This window comes from Enterobacter genomosp. O, from assembly GCF_001022965.1.
GTDB classification, from domain to species: Bacteria; Pseudomonadota; Gammaproteobacteria; order Enterobacterales; family Enterobacteriaceae; genus Enterobacter; species Enterobacter cloacae_L.
On record NZ_LECZ01000023.1, the window covers coordinates 104,300 to 123,540 of the forward strand.

A 19,241-nucleotide genomic window follows, 5' to 3' on the forward strand; every position below is an offset into this window, starting at 1 on the left:
AAAGCCCGGTGGCGCTGACGCTTACCGGGCTTACTTTCCCGTGTTTTCTCCCTCGCCCCTCCGGGGAGAGGGCCGGGGTGAGGGGAACAGATTACTCTTCGTTCTCAGACAGCTCGCGCAGATACTGGAAAATCAGGCGCGCAGACTTCGGCGGCTTATTCCCTTCTTTCTCTTTCTTCGCGTTGCGGATCAAGGAACGCAGCTGCTGGCGGTCGGCATCCGGCCACAGGTTCAGCACTTCCGGTACGGCATCATCACCCTGTTCAATCAGGCGATCGCGGATCTGCTCAAGCTTATGGAAAAACGCCACCTGCTGGTTGTGACGGTTTTTCAGCTTGTCCAGCGCCTGGCGGATCGGATCGACGTCGCGCTGACGCAGCATTTTCCCGATAAGCTGAAGCTGGCGACGACGGCCTTCTTTTTTGATTTTCTGTGCCAGTTCAATGGCATCACGCAGATCCTGGTCGAGCGGGATCTTATCCAGCGCGTTTTTACCCAGTTCTACCATTTCCGCGCCAAGCTGTTTTAACTCTTCGGCGTCACGTTTAATTTCACTTTTACTGACCCAGATGATCTCATCATCTTCGTCTTCGATGTCATCACCGGGAACGTCGTCGAGCCAGTCTTCGGGCTGCTTAGTCATGTCAGGCTCCTTAAAAAAAGAGGCTAATGTTACCAGTTAAGACGCGCACTGAAAAACGGTTCTCTGTTAGACTTCAGATAACTCTCTCTTACAGTATGGCATTTGCGATGAAAGTAACCTCACAAGTTGAAGCGCAGCGTAAGATTCTGGAAGAAGCCGTCTCCACCGCGCTGATGCTTGCTTCAGAAAAATCAGATGGCGCCGAAGTGGCGGTCAGCAAAACCACCGGCATTAGCGTGAGTACCCGCTATGGCGAAGTGGAGAATGTTGAATTCAACAGCGATGGCGCGCTGGGGATCACGGTCTATCACCAGAATCGCAAAGGCAGTGCGTCATCCACCGATCTCAGTCCAGATGCCATCGCCCGTACGGTGCAGGCGGCGCTGGATATTGCCCGTTACACCTCGCCGGATCCTTACGCAGGCGTGGCGGATAAAGATCTGCTGGCGTTTGACGCGCCGGATCTCGATCTGTTCCACCCGGCGGAGGTCACGCCGGATGAAGCCATTGAGCTGGCCGCGCGTGCCGAGCAGGCGTCTTTGCAGGCTGACAAGCGCATCACCAATACCGAAGGCGGCAGCTTTAACAGCCACTACGGCATCAAAGTGTTCGGCAACAGCCACGGCATGCTGCAGGGCTACTGCTCCACCCGCCACTCGCTCTCCAGCTGCGTCATCGCTGAAGAGAACGGCGACATGGAGCGTGACTACGCCTACACCATTGGCCGCGCGCTGGGGGATTTACAGTCTCCGGAGTGGGTGGGTAAAGAGTGCGCCGAGCGCACGCTGTCTCGCCTGTCGCCGCGTAAACTCTCCACCATGAAAGCCCCGGTCATTTTTGCTAATGAAGTGGCAACCGGCCTGTTTGGTCATCTGGTGGGCGCTATCGCGGGCGGCTCGGTGTACCGTAAATCGACCTTCCTGCTCGACTCGCTGGGCAAGCAGATCCTGCCGGAATGGCTGACCATCGAAGAGCATCCGCATCTGCTGAAAGGGCTGGCCTCCACGCCGTTCGACAGCGAAGGCGTGCGCACCGAGCGTCGCGATATCATCAAAGACGGCGTGCTGACCCAGTGGCTGTTGACCAACTACTCCGCGCGCAAGCTGGGGCTGAAAAGCACCGGTCACGCGGGCGGAATCCATAACTGGCGGATTGCCGGCCAGGGCCTCAACTTTGAGCAGATGCTGAAAGAGATGGGTACCGGTCTGGTGGTGACCGAGCTGATGGGGCAGGGCGTAAGCGGCATTACCGGCGACTACTCTCGCGGTGCGGCGGGCTTCTGGGTGGAAAACGGCGAAATCCAGTATCCGGTGAGCGAAATTACGATTGCGGGTAACCTGAAGGACATGTGGCGCAACATCGTTACGGTCGGTAACGATATTGAAACACGTAGCAATATACAGTGTGGTTCAGTTCTTCTGCCCGAAATGAAAATTGCGGGTCAATAAAGATAGCGTTTTGTTAATAATAAAAAAGGAAGTGAGCAATGCGTAAACACCTGTTAGCGATCGTCGCAGCTTCAACGCTGGTTCTTGGCTCTTCTGCGTTTGCTGCCGATCTTGAAGACGACATGGGCATCCTCGGTCAAAACCTGAAGGTGGTGCAGAAAACGGACAATGCGGCTGAAATGAAAGACGCACTGACCAAAATGCGTGAAGCGGCGCTGGACGCGCAAAAAGCGACGCCGCCAAAGCTGGAAAGCAAAGCGGCAGACAGTGCAGAGATGAAAGACTACCGCCACGGCTTTGACGTGCTGGTCGGCCAGATCGACGGCGCGCTGAAGCTTGCCAACGAAGGTAAAGTGAAAGAAGCCCAGGCGGCGGCCGAGCAGTTTGTGACTACGCGCAACACGTATCATAAAAAGTATCGTTAATTGGGTGCCTGAGCTGTACGTCCTTTCTCCGTATGCGGGGGCGCGCATTACGCGCCCCCGCATCTTTGCTCCCTACCGGTCGGAGCGACACTCCATTCGCGCTGTCACTTCAAGCGAGCCGTTTCGAAAACGGATCTCGCACAGTGTTTTCCTCGTCACCAGCGTTAAGATGATTATCGTCAAAGAAATAATCATCAAAACCCCGATACTTGGGTTTCTGCGTTTCATGGATGCCTCCTTGCTTTAAAGCGGGCGAGGTAGCAAACATCACGTGGCTAGACGTGTCGTTTACAGCCCCGTCCTGATTTACATTCAGGTAGGGGCTTTCCACTTTCCGTCCCATGCCTGAGACGGTCAGTCTCAAGCACCCGTCGCCACTCTAGCGAATCCCCATAAGAAAACCTTATCCACATCACATTTCTACGAGCCCGCTCGGAAACTTTTCCACTCTGCTTGCCTGTTTATTGCCGCTTAATAGCGTGACATTCATCACGCAAATACAGCGATTTATCCAGATTCAGCGCATTTATGTGGCACAGATCACTGCTGCGGCTCGCCTTTCCACTTCGAAGTGGAAAACAACTCGCTACAAACAATTCCCCCCCAACGTTAGTTTTATTCCAGAGCCATTAACGGGGTAAGACCAGTGATTAACGGAGCGGTAATGAACGACGTTGGGGAACAGGCAGTGCAAACAGAGCAGCTCGCGAACACTATGCTGCAGCAGGTTTATGCCCTGCTGGCCCGGCACGACATCATCCCCAATGCAGTACAGGAACAGATGCTGACCTCCCACGTTCGCGCAATGGCGCACCGGTCCGTGACCGGCGAGCCGCTGCCGGAGGTTGAAGCGGAACTGTTCGACGAAATTTCACCGGATTCAATGCGGCTGGCACGTGAAGTGGTAGCGCAGTTTGGCAACCTTCCTGATGAAGAGGCCTGGCTGCTCTCCGTTCACTTTGAAGTCGCGAAAGACAACCTTTAAGGAGCAACACATGGAACAGATTACAGTCGTGATTGGCGATCGCCTGGGTAAAGGTCAGAAAGTGGCTGCGGGTGTGGAAAAAGCAGGTGGACGCGCGGTTGTCGTACCGGGTATGGCAGCCGATATGAAGCTCGGCGACATGATGAAAGCGGAAAACGCCACCTTTGGCATCTCCTTCTGCGGCAGCGGCGGCGCGGGTGCTATCACCGCGCAAACCAAATATGGCTACAAAGCCAAATACGGCATGCGTTCCGTGGAAGAGGGCGTGACCGCCATCAACGAAGGCTGCAACGTGCTGGGCTTTGGCTTTATGGATAAAGAAGAGCTGGGCGAGCGTCTGGTACAGGCGTGGCAGAAGAAATACGGCGCATAAGCATGAAAGAACAGTTCACAACCACGGTGAGAGTGAAGGGCAAAGGCGACGCCAAAGCGCGCGCTTTTGCCGACGCGCTCAACCACGTTCAGGCCGCGGTGATGAAAGCCTCACCGCATATCTTACTGCGTATTGAGCCACAGGATGTGCAGGTCGTTCAGGCGCAAGAAGCGGTGCGAAAAGAAGCCTTTCTGTTCTTCTTTTTGCGCCGGGAAAGACGCACCTACAGCGTGGAGCTGGATGTGACCGTCAACGTGACCGCTATCAATCTTGACCAGGTGGATTTCGTCACGCAACGCTGATTATTCATAAAAGGGCAGACTGATGTTCTTAATTATATTAATAAAATCGCTCATCATCGGCGGCCTGGTAGGCGTCGGTGTCGGGGCCGGGGCTGCACGCATGTTTCATGCGCCTACCACTCAGGGTATGGGCGCGTTTCGTACGTTGGGGGAACTGAACTCCTGCGAAGGGGACCCGGCGTCTCACTTCTCCTTTGGGTTAGGTTTCTTCTTTAACGCCTGGGCCTCTTCCGTGGCCGCAGGGGCTTTCACACAGGACGTTGACCACCGCATCATCCCGAACTGGGGTGCTGCTGCACTGATGATCAAAAACCGTAACGTCGGCGAAACGCTGCACGACCCGCGCAAAATGGCGATTGCCTGCGGCCTGATCGGCATGATTGTCGTGACCTTCCTTAACCTTACCGCCTCCTCCGTACCGGCTGCGCTTCAGGTCACCGCCGTGAAGGTGCTGGTGCCGGCGGCAAACCTGCTGGTCAACACCGTGATGCCAGTTATCTTCTGGCTGGCGGCCATCGACGCGGGTAAAAAATCGGGCTTCTGGGCGACCATTTTCGGCGGCGCAGCGCAGCTGATTATGGGCAACGCCGTACCGGGTCTGGTGCTGGGGATCCTGATCGGTAAAGGCGTGGAAGAGAGCGGCTGGAACCACGTCACTAAGGTGATGATGGCGGCTATCGTCCTGCTGTTCGTGCTGAGCGGCTTCTTCCGCGGCTTCGACATGAAGATGATCGAATCCTTCCATCTGACCGTGCCGAACTGGCTCGACATGATCCACAACTCGCTCAGCGGTAAATAACAGGAGCCTCTAAATGGAACAGAATAAAGGTTTTTGGTATGCCGACTGGTCGTTCCCGATCTTCGTTGGCCTGCTCTCCTCCGGCGTGTTTGCCGGGACGCACATGTACTACCTCTACGGCATCGGCGCGTTTAACGAAGTGGCCTTCGTGGCGATGCTGAAAGCGGGGATTGATACCGGGGTCTACGGCGCGGTCGCGGCGTTCGGCGCAAGCTTCCTGTTCGCCCGCATTATCGAAGGCTCGCTGGTCGGTATCCTGGATATCGGCGGGGCGATCCAGACCGGCGTCGGTCTTGGCGTTCCGGCGCTGCTGCTGGGCGCGGGGATCATGTTCCCGGTGACCAACTTCATTGCCGCCCTGATTACCGGCCTGGTGATTGGCCTGGCGATTGGCTACGTCATTATCCTGGCGCGTAAGTTCACCATCAATCAGAGCAACTCCACCTACGGTGCAGATGTGATGATGGGCGCGGGTAACGCCTCCGGCCGCTTCCTCGGGCCGTTGATTATCCTCAGCGCCATGACCGCCTCCATTCCGATTGGCGTCGGTTCTCTGCTGGGCGCACTGCTGTTCTACATCTGGCAGAAGCCGATTACCGGCGGTGCCATTCTCGGTGCCATGCTGTTGGGCTGGCTGTTCCCGGTCGCCCTTTAATACCCGCGGGCGCTCAGGCGCCCGCCTTATCAGGAGATCCTCATGTTTGATTTACTCCTGCGCCGCGCGCGCCTTGCCGACGATACTCTGACCGATATCGCCATCCAGGACGGGAAGATTGCGGCGCTGGGCGACATTGACGCTCCCGCCAGCAAAACGGTTGAGCTGAACGGCAACGTATTCGTTAGCGCAGGCTGGATTGACTCCCACGTCCACTGCTACCCGAACTCCCCGATTTACCACGACGAACCGGACAGCGTCGGCATCGCCACCGGCGTTACCTCCGTAGTGGATGCAGGCAGCACCGGTGCCGACGACGTAGACGATTTCTATGAAATCACCCGTGAAGCGACAACCGACGTCTTTGCCCTGCTGAACATCTCCCGCGTGGGGCTGATTGCCCAGAACGAGCTGGCCAACATGGCGAATATCGACGCCGACGCGGTCAAACAGGCGGTTAAACGTCACCCCGATTTTATCGTTGGCCTGAAAGCGCGCATGAGCAGCAGCGTGGTCGGTGAAAACGGCATCACGCCGCTGGAGCGCGCCAAAGCCATTCAGAAAGAGAACGGCGACCTGCCGCTGATGGTGCACATCGGCAACAACCCGCCGAACCTCGATGAAATTGCCGAGCTGCTGAGCTCGGGCGACATCATCACCCACTGCTATAACGGCAAGCCCAACCGCATTCTGACGCCCTCCGGCGAGCTGCGCGCCTCCATTACGTCTGCGCTGAAGCGCGGCGTGCGTCTGGACGTCGGCCACGGCACCGCGAGCTTCAGCTTTGAGGTGGCGAAACGCGCCATCGCGATGGGCATTCTGCCGCACACCATCAGCTCGGATATCTACTGCCGCAACCGCATTAACGGCCCGGTGGGCTCGCTGGCGAGCGTGATGTCGAAGTTTCTCGCCATCGGCATGTCATTGCCGCAGGTGATTGACTGCGTAACCGCGAACGCCGCCGATGGGCTGCGCCTGACGCGCAAAGGCCGCATTCAGCCGGGCCTCGACGCTGACCTGACGCTGTTTACGGTTAAACGCCAGCCGACGCTGCTGACGGATGCCGAAAACGACAGCCTGCAGGCTGAACATATTCTGGTGCCGCTTGCCGCGATCCGCGCGGGCAAGGGCTACATGACCGAACAAGGGAGCACGGAACATGCCTTCGATTTATGAGAAGTACAACTTAAAGCAGGTTATCAACACCTCTGGCCGCATGACGGCGCTGGGTGTCTCCACGCCGCGCCCGGAAGTGGTTCAGGCGGCGATGGACGGCATGAATCACTATTTTGAGATGAAGGATCTGGTCAACAAAACCGGGGAATACATCGCGAAGCTGCTGGACGTGGAAGGGGCAACGGTGGTCTCGTGCGCGTCGGCGGGCATTGCCCAGTCCGTGGCGGCGATGCTGGTGAAAGACAGCGACTGGCTGCTGGAAAACCTGCACGTCACGCCGGTTGAGAACAACGAGATCGTCCTGCCGAAAGGCCACAACGTTAACTTCGGCGCGCCGGTGGGCACCATGGTGGCGCTGGGCGGCGGTAAGCTGGTGGAAGCGGGCTACGCCAACGAATGCTCCGCCGATCAGCTGGCGGCGGCGATCACCCCACGCACCGCGGCGATCCTCTACATTAAATCTCACCACTGCGTGCAGAAAAGCATGCTCAGCGTTGAGCAGGCGGCAGTGGTCGCGCGTAAGCACGATCTCCCGCTGATCGTCGACGCGGCAGCGGAAGAAGATCTGCATACCTACTACCGATCCGGCGCCGATCTGGTGATCTACAGCGGCGCGAAGGCAATTGAAGGGCCAACCAGCGGGCTGGTGATCGGCAGGACCCAGTACGTCGAGTGGGTGAAGCGCCAGACGGCGGGCATAGGCCGCGCGATGAAGGTGGGTAAAGAGGGCATTCTTGGCCTGACCTGCGCCATCGAACATTACCTGACGGCGACCAAAGAGAGCGGTGCAGAGATGGTGGCGAAGATGACGCCGTTTATCGACGCGCTTAATACCCTGAACGGCGTCACCGCGCGCGTGGTCTGGGACAGCGCCGGACGCGACATCGCGCGCACCGAGATTAAGTTTGATGAAGCTACTACCGGCGTTGGCACCGGCGAGCTGGTGAACGCGCTCAAGCAGGGCGAATACGCCATTTATTTCCGCGGCTACAAGGCCAACGAAGGGATTATCGAAGCGGACGTGCGCAGCGTAAACGCAGACCAGCTGAACATCGTGTACCGCCGCATTAGCGAAGTGTTAGGACAGGAGAAAAAAGCATGAAACTGACCCCCAATTTTTACCGTGACCGCGTCTGTCTGAACGTGCTGGCAGGCTCCAAAGCCAACGCCAGCGCCATTTACGAGGCGGCGGAAGGTCATGTGCTGGTGGGCGTGCTCTCCAAAAATTACCCGGACGTGGACAGCGCCGTCGCCGATATGCGTGAATACGCCGCCCTGATTGATAACGCGCTCTCTGTGGGCCTGGGCGCGGGCGACCCGAACCAGTCGGCGATGGTGAGCGAAATCTCCCGCCAGGTGCAGCCCCAGCACGTTAACCAGGTCTTTACCGGCGTCGCCACCAGCCGCGCGCTGCTGGGGCAAAACGACTCCGTGGTCAACGGTCTGGTCTCTCCGACCGGCACCGTCGGCATGGTGAAAATCTCCACCGGCCCGCTGAGCAGCGCGGCACCGGACGGCATCGTGCCGGTTGAAACCGCGATTGCCCTGCTGAAAGATTTCGGCGGCAGTTCCATCAAATACTTCCCGATGGGCGGCCTCAAGTGCCGTGACGAGTATAAAGCGGTGGCGGAAGCCTGCGCCCGTCACGACTTCTGGCTGGAACCGACCGGAGGTATCGATCTGGAAAACTTTGAGGAGATCCTGCAGATCGCCCTGGACGCGGGGGTGAGCAAAATCATCCCGCATATCTACAGCTCGATTATCGACAAAGCCAGCGGCGACACGCGGCCAGAAGACGTGCGTACGCTGCTGGCGATGACGAAGAAGCTGGTGAAGTAAACCTGCCCCTCACCCTAACCCTCTCCCACAGGGAGAGGGAACCTTTACCCCCTCTCCCTGTGGGAGAGGGCCGGGGTGAGGGGAAACACACCGCACTCACCTGAAGGAGCCACCATGCACACCCGTAACCTGCTTGTTGCTTCACTCTCTTTACTTGCTACCGCCGCAGTCGCCCAGACGCAGTACGCCTGGGTGGGCACCTACAACCCCAACGGTGAAGGGCTGTACCGCTTTACCGTTGACCCACAAAGCGGCGCGCTCGGCAATAAAACGCTGGTGAGCAAGCTGCCGAACGCCGCGCAGCTGGCCGTCTCGCACGACGGCAAAACGCTCTACCTGGCAAGCGAGGTGGAGCAGGGCGTGGTGCAGGCGCTGCGGGTGGGGGATAACGGTGAGCTGAGCGAGCTAAACCAGGCGGCCTCCGGCGGCGCGGGGCCGGTGTATCTATCGCTGACGCCGAACGGACAGCACCTGCTGGTGGCCAACTACGTCAGCGGCTCGATCGCGGTGCTGCCTGTCAAGGCAGACGGCAGCCTGGGTGACGCCACGGACAAGCACCAGGATCAGGGTCAGCCGGGTGCGGCAAAACCGGAAGCCGCTGCGGAGGGCAGCTTCGCCATCAGCGATCACAACGGCCCCCACGCGCACATGATCGCCGCCGATCCGAGCGGCAAGTACGTATTTTCTACCGATCTGGGGCTGGATCGTATCTACCAGTACCGCTTTGACGATCGAACCGGCAAGCTGACGCCGAACGATCCGCCGTTTATCAGCGCCTCCTCAAAAGGAGCCGGGCCGCGCCACTTTGTCTTTACGCCGAAGGGCGATGCCCTGTGGCTGATTAACGAAGAGGCGTCTACGCTCACCCACTATGCGGTGGGGGCAAACGGCACCCTGAAAGAGGGCAAAACGGTTTCCGCCCTGCCAACGGGTTACAAAGGCACCAGCTTTGCTGCCGGGCTGGCGTTAAGCGCCGACGGAAAGCAGCTGTATGTGGCTAACCGTTTGCATAACAGCATCGGGCACTTTACCGTAACAGCGGAGGGCACGCTGACGCATCAGGACGATGTGTGGACGCGCGGTGATTACCCGCGCACCCTGACGCTCGACAAACAGGGGCGCTGGCTGTACGTCATGAACCAGCGGAGCGACAACATTACCCGTTTCCGCGTCGGTCAGGACGGCAAGCTAAGCTTTGAGCCAGATTATACCCCGGTCGGAAGCCCATCCCAGATGGTCATTTCACCTTAAGCCGTAAGAGGACAACGACGTGCGATTCCCGAACCAACGTTTAGCGCAACTTTTCGATCTGTTGCAAAACGAGACGCTGCCGCAGGACGAGCTGGCGCAGCGGCTGTCGGTCTCCACGCGAACCGTCCGTGCGGATATCACCGCCCTTAACGCGCTGCTGGCAAGCCACGGCGCGCAGTTCATCCTGAGCCGGGGCAACGGCTACCAGCTCAAAATTGAGGATGCCGAGCGCTATCAGCAGCTGCAGGCCTCTCACCCGCGCGCGCTGCGTATCCCGCGGACCGGGCCGGAGCGCGTGCATTATCTGGTGGTGCGTTTTCTCACCTCGGCGTTTTCCCTCAAGCTTGAGGATCTGGCGGACGAATGGTTCGTCAGCCGCGCCACGCTGCAAAGCGACATGGCGGAGGTGCGCGAGTGGTTCCACCGCTATAACCTGACGCTGGAAACCCGTCCGCGTCACGGGATGAAGCTGTTTGGCAGCGAGATGTCGACCCGCGCGTGCCTGACCGATCTGCTCTGGGAACTGGCGCAGCAGGACAGCCTGAACCCGCTGGTGACGGACGTGGCGCTGAATGCGGGCGTGGCGGAGCAGATGGTGCCCGTGCTGCACGACGCGCTGACGCGTCATCACATTCGCCTGACCGATGAAGGCGAGCTGTTCCTGCGCCTGTACTGCGCGGTGTCGGTGCGCCGCATCAGCGAAGGTTACCCGCTGCCGGAGTTCCATGCCGAAGACGTGGAAGAGAACGTGCGCGAGGCGGCGAAGGATATCGCCGTGACTATCCAGCAGCTGGCGGGCAAAGCGCTTTCACCCTCGGAGGAGAGCTGGCTGTGCGTCCACATCGCCGCGCGGCAGATTCAGGAGATCGCGCCCAGCGCCATTAACGCCGATGATGACGAAGCGCTGGTCAACTACATCCTGCGCTACATCAACACCCACTATAACTACAACCTGCTCAGCGACGAACAGCTACACGCGGATCTGCTCACGCACATCAAAACCATGATCACCCGCGTGCGGTATCAAATCATGATCCCGAACCCGCTGCTGGATAACATCAAGCAGCACTACCCGATGGCGTGGGACATGACGCTGGCGGCGGTGTCGAGCTGGGGCAAATACACGCCGTACGTGATCAGCGAAAACGAGATTGGCTTCCTGGTGCTGCACATCGGCGTTGGGCTTGAGCGCCACTACAACATCGGCTACCAGCGCCAGCCGCGCGTGCTGCTGGTGTGCGACGCCGGTAACGCCATGGTGCGCATGATTGAGGCGGTGCTGCAGCGCAAATACCCGCAAATTGAGATGACGCGCACCCTCACCCTGCGCGAGTACGAGCTGACCGAATCCATCAGCGAAGACTTTGTTATTTCCACCGCCCGCATCAGCGAAAAGTCGAAACCGGTGGTAACGATCGCCCCGTTCCCGACCGACTATCAGTTAGAGCAGATCGGCAAGCTGGTGCTGGTGGACCGCACCCGCCCGTGGATGCTGGATAAATACTTCGACGCGGCCCATTTCCGCATTATTGACACGCCCGTCGACCAGCAAACGCTGTTCCGCGAGCTGTGCGAACAGCTTGAAGAAGAAGGCTTTGTCGGTGAGGCGTTTCTGGATTCCGTCGTCGAGCGTGAAGCCATCGTCAGCACCATGCTCGGCGACGGCATCGCGCTGCCGCACTCCCTCGGCCTGCTGGCGCAAAAAACGGTGGTCTACACCGTGCTCGCCCCGCACGGCGTCCAGTGGGGCGACGAAACCGCGCACGTCATCTTCCTGCTCGCCATCAGCAAAAGCGAATACGAAGAGGCGATGGCGATTTACGATATTTTCGTCACCTTCCTGCGCGAACGCGCGATGTCACGGCTCTGTAGCTGCGGAGATTTTGCCGAATTTAAGGCGGTGGCGATGGAGAGTTTGAGCCGGTTTTGAGGTAAGGGCGGACGGATAGTATCCGCCTTTGTTTAACGCAGATGATGCACAACCTGGTTGCTGCTGCCGCGCCAGATTAGCGCCGGGTCTTTTAAATCCTGCACGAACTTGCCGTCGACCAGCACGTTAATCAGATCCACCACTTCCATTTGCTGCGCGTTCAGCTCATCCAGCCTATAGCCCGTCCAGACCCAGATGTCTTTTCCCGCACATTCGCGGCGAATGCGTTTTACCAGCTTCAGGATATCCGGCACGTTTTGCGGATGCAGCGGATCGCCGCCGGAGAGCGAAATCCCCTGACGCTTGATGCGCGTGTCGTTGAGGTCGTTGACGATCCGGTCTTCCATCTCGGCGGTAAACGGCATGCCGGAGTTCAGACGCCAGGTGCTTTTGTTGTAGCAGCCGGGGCATTCGTGCACGCAGCCTGAAACAAACAGGGTGCAGCGGGTGCCGGGGCCGTTAACGATGTCGACGGGGTAGTACTGGTGATATCGCATAGAAAATGTCCAGAGAATGTGTGCGCGCTGATGCCCTCACCCCGGCCCTCTCCCACAGGGAGAGGGGGAAGAGTTCCCTCTCCCTTGAGGGAGAGGGGTAGGGTGAGGGGGAGAACCCGGCGAAGAACTTAACCGATCTGCCCATTCCCTAAATGCTTCACGCGGCGCTTCACCTCTTCCTGCTTGCCGGCGTTAAACGGACGCGCATCCGGGCTGCCGAGATAGCCGCACACGCGGCGGGTGACGGAGACGCGAGCCGCGTCGTGGTTGCCGCATTTCGGGCAGGTAAAGCCTTTGCTGGTGCACTCAAACTCACCGGTAAATCCGCACTCGTAGCACTCGTCGATTGGCGTGTTGGTTCCGTAATACGGCACGTGCTGGTAGCTGTAATCCCACACGTCCTCCAGCGCCTTCAGGTTGTGCTGAATGTTCGGGTACTCGCCGTAGCAGATGAAGCCGCCGCTGGCGATCGGCGGATACGCCGCTTCAAAGTCGATCTTGTCGTACGGGTTCACCTTTTTCTCCACGTCGAGGTGGAAACTGTTGGTGTAGTAACCTTTGTCAGTTACGCCTTCCACAATCCCGAACTCGGCAGTGTCCAGACGGCAGAAGCGATCGCACAGGTTTTCGCTCGGGGTGCTGTACAGGCTAAAGCCGTAGCCGGTTTCCTCTTTCCACTGGTCTACCGCGTCGCGCAGGCGCTGAACGATGGCGATGCCTTTCTCACGCAGCGCGGCGCTGTCGTACATGTGCGTGTCGCCGGCCAGCGCGTTGATGGTTTCGTGAATGCCGATATAGCCCAGCGAAATCGACGCGCGACCGTTTTTGAAGATTTCGGACACGTCATCGTCCGCCTTCAGGCGCACGCCGCAGGCTCCTTCCATATAGAGGATGGGCGCGACGCGGGCTTTAACCCCTTCGAGACGCGCGATGCGGGTCATCAGGGCCTTACGCGCCAGCTGCAGGCGCTCGTCCAGCAGCGTCCAGAAGGCGTCTTCGTTACCTTTTGCTTCCAGCGCGATGCGCGGCAGGTTCAGGCTGATAACGCCCAGGTTGTTACGTCCGTCGTGGATCTGCTCGCCGTTTTCGTCTTCGTACACGCCGAGGAAGCTGCGGCAGCCCATTGGCGTTTTAAACGAACCGGTGACCTTCACCACCTGGTCGTAGTTCAGGATGTCCGGATACATGCGCTTGCTCGCGCACTCCAGCGCCAGCTGTTTGATGTCGTAGTTCGGATCGCCAAACTTGTGGTTCAGGCCGTCGCGGATGGCGAACACCAGTTTCGGGAACACGGCGGTTTTGCGGTTTTTGCCGAGCCCGGAAATGCGGTTACGCAGAATGGACTGCTGGATCAGACGCGATTCCCAGCTGGTGCCCAGACCGAAGCCGAAGGTCACAAACGGCGTCTGGCCGTTGGCGGTGTGCAGGGTGTTTACCTCATACTCCAGCGACTGAAACGCGTCGTAGCACTCTTTCTCGGTGCGGGAATGGGCATAGCCGTCCGCGTCCGGGATCTGCCACTCTTCGGCGGTTTTACGGTGCTTGTTGAAGCTGGCCGTCACGAACGGGGCCAGCACTTCATCAATGCGGTTAATGGTGGTGCCGCCATAAATGTGGCTAGCGACCTGAGCGATGATCTGCGCCGTTACCGCGGTGGCCGTGGAGATGGACTTAGGCGGTTCAATCTCGGCGTTACCCATTTTAAAACCGTGGGTCAGCATGCCCTTCAGGTCGATCAGCATGCAGTTGAACATCGGGAAGAACGGCGAGTAGTCGAGATCGTGGTAGTGGATCTCGCCGCGCTCGTGTGCCGACACCACGTCGCGCGGCAGCAGATGCTGACGGGCATAGTGTTTGGCGACGATACCGGCCAGCAGGTCGCGCTGGGTAGGGATGACCTTGCTGTCTTTGTTGGCGTTTTCATTGAGCAGCGCAGAGTTGGTCTGCTCTACCAGGCCACGGATCTCCTGGTTCAGACGGCCGCGCTTCTCGCGCTGCACGTCACGATCGTGGCGGTATTCAATGTAGGCGCGCGCCAGCTGCTTGTACGGGCCCGCCATCAGCTGGTTCTCAACCGCGGTCTGGATCTCGTTGATATCGACCTGGCTGCGTTCATTCATCTGGCTGCTAACGATTTCTGCGACGGTGGCGCAGTAATCTGCGTCATCGACTCCCGCTGCTTTAGCTGCACGCAGAATGGCTTCCTGGATGCGCTCTGATTTAAACGGCACTTTACAGCCATCACGTTTCATCACATGCGGTGTCATGATCACTCCATTTTTTAAAAACAGGTTATCCACAGAGGCGGAGAAGTATTCAAAGGCTGTATTGTCAGCCAGGTGAGAGACTTCCCTCGTTCCCGACCCTTGTTATCCACAATTCCGGAGAGCTGAGTCGCCGTCTTGTTGTTGGAATAGTAGACGATTAATACAAGATGTTGGGTCGGCGTGCATTTTAAGTGCTACATATAGTGATTTGCATCAAACATGTTTGCGATTTATTTGATTCAGAACAAAGTAAAAAGACGAGAGTACAAACGGCGGGCGCTGTAGCGATTGTAAATCCGGGAAGGAAAAATCTGATTAATTATTCAACAAAAACAGTAAAGTAAGCCGGGCGCAACGGGTGCGCCCGGTAAAGCTATTACGCCTGTAGCCACCAGACGGCTTCAAACGGACGCAGCGTCGTTTTCTGCGGCGACGGATAGTTGCTCATTACCGTCTGCCACTCGCCGCGCAGGAGGTCATTCGTCCATTCATGAGGCTTATCGCTCAGGTTCGCCATCACTATCAGCGTCTGCCCCTGCCACCGGCGGCGGTAGCACCACAGGGAAGGATGTTCCGGCAGTAAATCCTCATAGTCACCCCATGTCAGCACCGGCAGGGTTTTGCGCAGGCTAATCAGCGACTGGTAGGTATAAAACACCGAGTCCGGATCGTCGAGCGCCGCGCGGACGTTTACGGTTTCGTAGTTATCGCAGACGCCAATCCACGGCTCTCCTTCGGTAAACCCGGCGTTGTGCGTGGCGTCCCACTGCATCGGCGTGCGGCTGTTGTCGCGAGACTTACTCGCCAGAATCTCCAGCAGTTCATCCGGTTCGCGGCCGTTGGCCCGCAGTTCGGCGAACATGTTCAGGCTTTCCACGTCGCGGTAATCGGTGATGCGGCTGAAGTGCGGGTTGGTCATGCCAATCTCCTCACCCTGATAAACGTACGGCGTGCCCTGCATCCCGTGCAGCACCATGCCCAGCATCTTCGCCGCCTGAACGCGGTACTCCCCTTCGTCACCAAAGCGCGAGACGATGCGCGGCTGGTCGTGGTTACACCAGAACAGCGCGTTCCAGGCTTTGTTGTGCATGCCCTGCTGCCAGTGGCGGAAGAGGGCTTTCAGCGCCACAAAGTCCGGCTTCGCCTTCGTCCATTTCTCGCCGCCGGGGTAATCCACCTTCAGGTGGTGGAAGTTAAAGGTCATCGACAGCTCGCGCCCGTCGAGAGAGGCATACTGCTGGCAGTTTTCCAGCGAGGTGGAGGACATCTCACCTACGGTCATCAGGTTGCGCGGGATAAAGACGTCGCGGCTCATCTCCTGCAGGTATTCATGGACGCGCGGCCCGTCGGTGTAGAAGCGGCGGCCGTCTCCGATGTTGTCGTCAGGGAAATCCTGGTCTTTTGAAATCAGGTTAATCACGTCCAGACGCAAGCCGTCCACGCCGCGATCGGCCCAGAACTCGCACACTTTTTTCAGCTCGGCGCGCACGGCCGGGTTTTCCCAGTTGAGGTCCGCCTGCTCCGGCGCAAACAGGTGCAGGTAATACTGTTCGCTCTCGGCGTGCCAGCGCCAGGCGTTGCCGCCAAACTTGGAGCGCCAGTTGTTGGGAAGCTGCTCCGGCGTGCCGTCGCGCCAGATGTAGAACTGGCGGTACGGGCTCGCTTTGTTCAGCGACTCGCGGAACCAGGCGTGCTGCGTGGAGGTGTGGTTAAACACCATATCCAGCACGATGCGAATGCCGCGCGCGTGCGCTTCGGCAACCAGCTCGTCGAAGTCATCCAGGGTGCCGTAGGCCGGGTCGATGGCGATGTAATTCGCCACGTCGTAGCCGTTATCCACCTGCGGGGAGATATAAAATGGCGTCAGCCAGATGGCGTCAATGCCGAGGGTTTTCAGGTAGTCCAGACGCTGCGTCACGCCGCGCAGATCGCCGGTGCCGCTGCCGGTGGTGTCCTGGAAACTTTTTGGGTAAATCTGATAGATGACGCCGTTCTGCCACCAGTGAGGAAGAGTATTCATAGTGCGTTCCTGCAAATGCGAAGGGGCGCAACTGCGCCCCGAAAGAAGACGTTAAACAATCTGCAGCGTGCCCTGACGGAACTTACGCTGGTAAACCACGGTGGTGAGCGCCATTGGGACGATAATCGCTACCGCCATCGCCAGCGCAAACACCTGCCAGAACGCGGGCTGGATGGAGAGGATGCCCGGCAGCCCGCCGACGCCAATCCCGTTTGCCATCACGCCGTTCAGGCCGCACAGCAGGCCCGCCAGACCGGAGCCGATCATCGCGCAGAGCATCGGGAAGCGGTATTTCAGGTTGATGCCGTACATGGCCGGTTCGGTGACGCCGAGGTAAGCGGAGATAGCTGCCGGAACGGAGATCTCACGCTCGTTATGCTTACGGCTGACGATGATGATGCCGGTCACCGCCGATGCCTGCGCAATGTTAGACAGCGCGATAATCGGCCAGACCGGCGTGCCGCCGAGGCTCTGGATCATCTGCATATCAATCGCCAGCGTGGTCTGGTGAACGCCGGTGATCACCAGCGGGGCGTACAGGAAGCCAAACAGCGCGGCACCGATTGGCGCGAAGCTGCCGGTCATCAGGTGACGCACCGCGAAGGCCACGCCGTCGCCGATCATGCGGCCAAACGGACCGATAAAGGCGTGCGCCAGGAACACCGCCAGGATCAGCGAGCAGACCGGCACCACCACCAGATAGAGGTAATCCGGCACGATGCGCTTCAGGCGCGTTTCAATAAAGCCCAGCGCCAGACCCGCCAGAAGTGCCGGAATCACCTGCGCCTGATAGCCCACCTTAGCGATGGTAAACAGCCCGAAGTTCCACACCTCCGGCACCTGCTGACCAAGTAAGTAAGCGTTCATTAACTGTGGAGAGACCAGCGTGACGCCCAGCACGATACCCAGAATCGGCGTGCCGCCCATTTTGCGTACCGCGGACCAGCAGATCCCGACTGGCAGGTAGAAGAAGATCGCTTCGCCAATCAGCCACAGGAAGTCATAGATGCTTTGCAGCGCGGGGTACATCTGCGCCAGGGTTTTGCCGTCGCTCATCGGCACATCGCCGATGACGTTACGGAAGCCTAAAATTAAGCCCCCGCTGATCAGCGCCGGCAGCAGCGGGAAGAAGATCTCCGCGAAGTGGGAGATCAGCTGCTCGTGCCATTTCATATTCTGGCGCGCGGCCTTCTTCGCCTGCTCTTTATCGGCGGAAGAGTGCCCGGTTGTCGCCAGCAGAGCCTGATAGTAATCGCCCACTTCGGTACCGATAACGACCTGGAACTGACCGGCGTTGGTGAAGCAGCCTTTTACCATGGAAAGTTCTTCAATCGCCTTCGGATTGGCTTTGGCCGGGTCGTTCAGCACGAAGCGCAGGCGGGTAATGCAATGGCTGACGGTGGCGATGTTCTCGCGGCCGCCGACCAGGACGATCAGCCGATCGATATCTGCTTGTTTGACTTTACTCATCATGAAACCTCATGACAGATGGGAAGGGTGTAATGACCTGAGCGCAAGCCTACTCCTTCAGCGTGACGGCGAAAATGGGAACGTTCCCGAAATCGGGCGAAGATCACAATAAACCGTTGAGTGGGGGTTAAGAGAGGTGGGCGGGAATAACGATCTGACGCGGCTCAGCGCGCCCGTTTATCTGCTCGATCAGCTGCGCGGCGGCCTGCCTGCCGGACTCAGCGTAGCCCGGATCGACGGTGATAATTTCCGGGTGCAGGAACTTCATCAGCGGCGTGCTGCCGACGCTCGCCACCTGCAGGTTATCGATGCGCTGCTCCTGGATATATTTGCTCGCGCCCAGCGCCAGGGTATCCGTGGCGCACACCAGCGCGGTGGTCTGCGGTGTCAGAACGCTGGCGACCTGCTCGTAGCCCTGCTTCATGCCCAGCCCCGGCAGGGAGGCCACGGCGGAGAGGTTGTGCTGTTTGCAAAATGCCAGATAGGCTTCGTGGCGGCGCTTGCCGGTGGTGACGTCCGCGTGGGGAACGCCGAGGAAGCTGATGTGGCGATGGCCCTGGTCATACAGGCGCTGCATCAGGGTCACGATGGCGCCTTCATCGTCATAGCAGACGGACGCGAAACCGTGGGCATCGCGCGCCAGCAGCACCAGCGACGGCTGCCAGGGTTTCAGCATTTCGTCTTTGATGCCGGTAAAGCCAAACAGCACCACGCCGTCAATGTTGCGCCGCTTGAGCATACCCAGATGCTCTTCAACCAGCTGCACAGAGAACTGGCTCTCCATCATGATCGGATCATAGCCCTGCTCGTAGAAGGCGGGCAGCATGGTCTGGACGGCGAGATTTTCGGAGAGCGAATCCAGACGCGAGACAATGATCGCGACCACTTTGTCGCTCTGTCCGCGCATGGCGCGTGCGGAGCGGGAAGGGGAAAAGCCGTGCTGGTTCATGACCGCCTCGACGCGTTCGCGGGTGCGTTCGCTGACGCCGCTTTCGTTGTTCAGCACGCGTGAGACGGTCGATTTCCCCACGCCGCTTAAACGCGCGATGTCTTTAATCGTTAGGCGGTTCTGCATGCTGTATTCCCTGTAACAACGACAATGTAGTGAATTGAGCCTAATGCTATAGCGCGATTTCGCTATGGGCAAAGTCTGGTTTACGT

Annotated in this window: 19 protein-coding genes; 12 read left to right on the plus strand and 7 right to left on the minus strand. The window is 58.7% G+C overall.

Features of this window, described 5'->3' with window-relative positions; genetic code table 11:
* Positions 1 to 91: 91 nt before the first annotated feature.
* Positions 92 to 643, minus strand: a complete 552-nt coding sequence (gene yjgA / locus ABR39_RS05880; RefSeq protein ID WP_023334300.1) for a ribosome biogenesis factor YjgA — start codon at positions 641 to 643, stop codon at positions 92 to 94.
* A 95-nt stretch (positions 644 to 738) separates the two neighbouring features.
* Between yjgA and pmbA the strand changes: the two genes are divergently transcribed.
* Both pmbA and cybC read left to right on the plus strand, forming a co-directional pair.
* Complete coding sequence (gene pmbA / locus ABR39_RS05885; RefSeq protein WP_047346168.1) at positions 739 to 2,091, plus strand: metalloprotease PmbA; 1,353 nt, start codon at positions 739 to 741, stop codon at positions 2,089 to 2,091.
* 38 nt (positions 2,092 to 2,129) lie between these two features.
* A complete protein-coding gene (gene cybC, locus ABR39_RS05890) occupies positions 2,130 to 2,516 on the plus strand; it encodes a cytochrome b562 (RefSeq protein WP_008501412.1) in 387 nt (128 codons plus the stop codon).
* Between the two features lie 72 nt (positions 2,517 to 2,588).
* Here the strand turns inward: cybC and ABR39_RS24700 are convergent, their stop codons facing one another.
* Positions 2,589 to 2,744: a Hok/Gef family protein gene (locus ABR39_RS24700; protein WP_059311894.1), complete on the minus strand. Its 156-nt coding sequence runs from the start codon at positions 2,742 to 2,744 to the stop codon at positions 2,589 to 2,591.
* A gap of 418 nt (positions 2,745 to 3,162) precedes the next feature.
* Between ABR39_RS24700 and ABR39_RS05900 the strand changes: the two genes are divergently transcribed.
* The 10 genes from ABR39_RS05900 (at position 3,163) to ABR39_RS05945 (ending at position 11,826) form a co-directional block, all read left to right on the plus strand.
* Entirely contained in the window at positions 3,163 to 3,501 is a 339-nt protein-coding gene (locus tag ABR39_RS05900) for a glycine dehydrogenase (protein ID WP_088208733.1), read from the plus strand.
* Positions 3,502 to 3,511: 10 nt separating this feature from the next.
* Positions 3,512 to 3,874: an SFCGS family glycine-rich protein gene (locus ABR39_RS05905; RefSeq protein WP_010427372.1), complete on the plus strand. Its 363-nt coding sequence runs from the start codon at positions 3,512 to 3,514 to the stop codon at positions 3,872 to 3,874.
* Between the two features lie 2 nt (positions 3,875 to 3,876).
* A complete protein-coding gene (locus ABR39_RS05910) occupies positions 3,877 to 4,176 on the plus strand; it encodes a DUF4312 family protein (RefSeq protein WP_006810338.1) in 300 nt (99 codons plus the stop codon).
* A gap of 22 nt (positions 4,177 to 4,198) precedes the next feature.
* A complete protein-coding gene (locus tag ABR39_RS05915; RefSeq protein WP_024907277.1) occupies positions 4,199 to 4,975 on the plus strand; it encodes a DUF4311 domain-containing protein in 777 nt (258 codons plus the stop codon).
* 13 nt (positions 4,976 to 4,988) lie between these two features.
* Positions 4,989 to 5,630, plus strand: a complete 642-nt coding sequence (locus ABR39_RS05920) for a DUF4310 family protein (protein ID WP_014068673.1) — start codon at positions 4,989 to 4,991, stop codon at positions 5,628 to 5,630.
* A 42-nt stretch (positions 5,631 to 5,672) separates the two neighbouring features.
* Positions 5,673 to 6,806 (plus strand): amidohydrolase/deacetylase family metallohydrolase, encoded by a 1,134-nt coding sequence (locus tag ABR39_RS05925; RefSeq protein ID WP_047346170.1) that lies wholly within the window; start codon positions 5,673 to 5,675, stop codon positions 6,804 to 6,806.
* Positions 6,790 to 7,908, plus strand: coding sequence for a DgaE family pyridoxal phosphate-dependent ammonia lyase (locus tag ABR39_RS05930; protein ID WP_047346171.1), 1,119 nt, complete (start codon positions 6,790 to 6,792; stop codon positions 7,906 to 7,908). The genes ABR39_RS05925 and ABR39_RS05930 overlap by 17 nt, the downstream gene beginning before the upstream one ends.
* A complete protein-coding gene (gene dagF, locus ABR39_RS05935) occupies positions 7,905 to 8,645 on the plus strand; it encodes a 2-dehydro-3-deoxy-phosphogluconate aldolase (protein WP_047346172.1) in 741 nt (246 codons plus the stop codon). The genes ABR39_RS05930 and dagF overlap by 4 nt, the downstream gene beginning before the upstream one ends.
* Positions 8,646 to 8,759: 114 nt before the next feature.
* Entirely contained in the window at positions 8,760 to 9,896 is a 1,137-nt protein-coding gene (locus tag ABR39_RS05940; RefSeq protein ID WP_047346173.1) for a lactonase family protein, read from the plus strand.
* A 19-nt stretch (positions 9,897 to 9,915) separates the two neighbouring features.
* Positions 9,916 to 11,826 carry a BglG family transcription antiterminator gene (locus ABR39_RS05945; RefSeq protein WP_047346174.1) on the plus strand — a complete coding sequence of 637 codons (1,911 nt, stop codon included), beginning with the start codon at positions 9,916 to 9,918 and terminating at the stop codon, positions 11,824 to 11,826.
* A gap of 32 nt (positions 11,827 to 11,858) precedes the next feature.
* On the opposite strand, the gene nrdG is transcribed toward ABR39_RS05945, so the two are convergent.
* The 5 genes from nrdG to treR form a co-directional block, all read right to left on the minus strand.
* Positions 11,859 to 12,323, minus strand: a complete 465-nt coding sequence (gene nrdG, locus ABR39_RS05950; protein WP_047346175.1) for an anaerobic ribonucleoside-triphosphate reductase-activating protein — start codon at positions 12,321 to 12,323, stop codon at positions 11,859 to 11,861.
* A gap of 128 nt (positions 12,324 to 12,451) precedes the next feature.
* Entirely contained in the window at positions 12,452 to 14,590 is a 2,139-nt protein-coding gene (nrdD, locus tag ABR39_RS05955; protein WP_047346176.1) for an anaerobic ribonucleoside-triphosphate reductase, read from the minus strand.
* A 376-nt stretch (positions 14,591 to 14,966) separates the two neighbouring features.
* On the minus strand, positions 14,967 to 16,610 hold the full coding sequence (treC, locus tag ABR39_RS05960; RefSeq protein ID WP_047346177.1) for an alpha,alpha-phosphotrehalase: 1,644 nt from the start codon (positions 16,608 to 16,610) through the stop codon (positions 14,967 to 14,969).
* 51 nt (positions 16,611 to 16,661) lie between these two features.
* Positions 16,662 to 18,080, minus strand: a complete 1,419-nt coding sequence (gene treB, locus ABR39_RS05965) for a PTS trehalose transporter subunit IIBC (protein ID WP_047346434.1) — start codon at positions 18,078 to 18,080, stop codon at positions 16,662 to 16,664.
* A gap of 127 nt (positions 18,081 to 18,207) precedes the next feature.
* Complete coding sequence (treR, locus tag ABR39_RS05970) at positions 18,208 to 19,155, minus strand: trehalose operon repressor TreR (RefSeq protein WP_047346178.1); 948 nt, start codon at positions 19,153 to 19,155, stop codon at positions 18,208 to 18,210.
* Between the last annotated feature and the right edge of the window lie 86 nt (positions 19,156 to 19,241).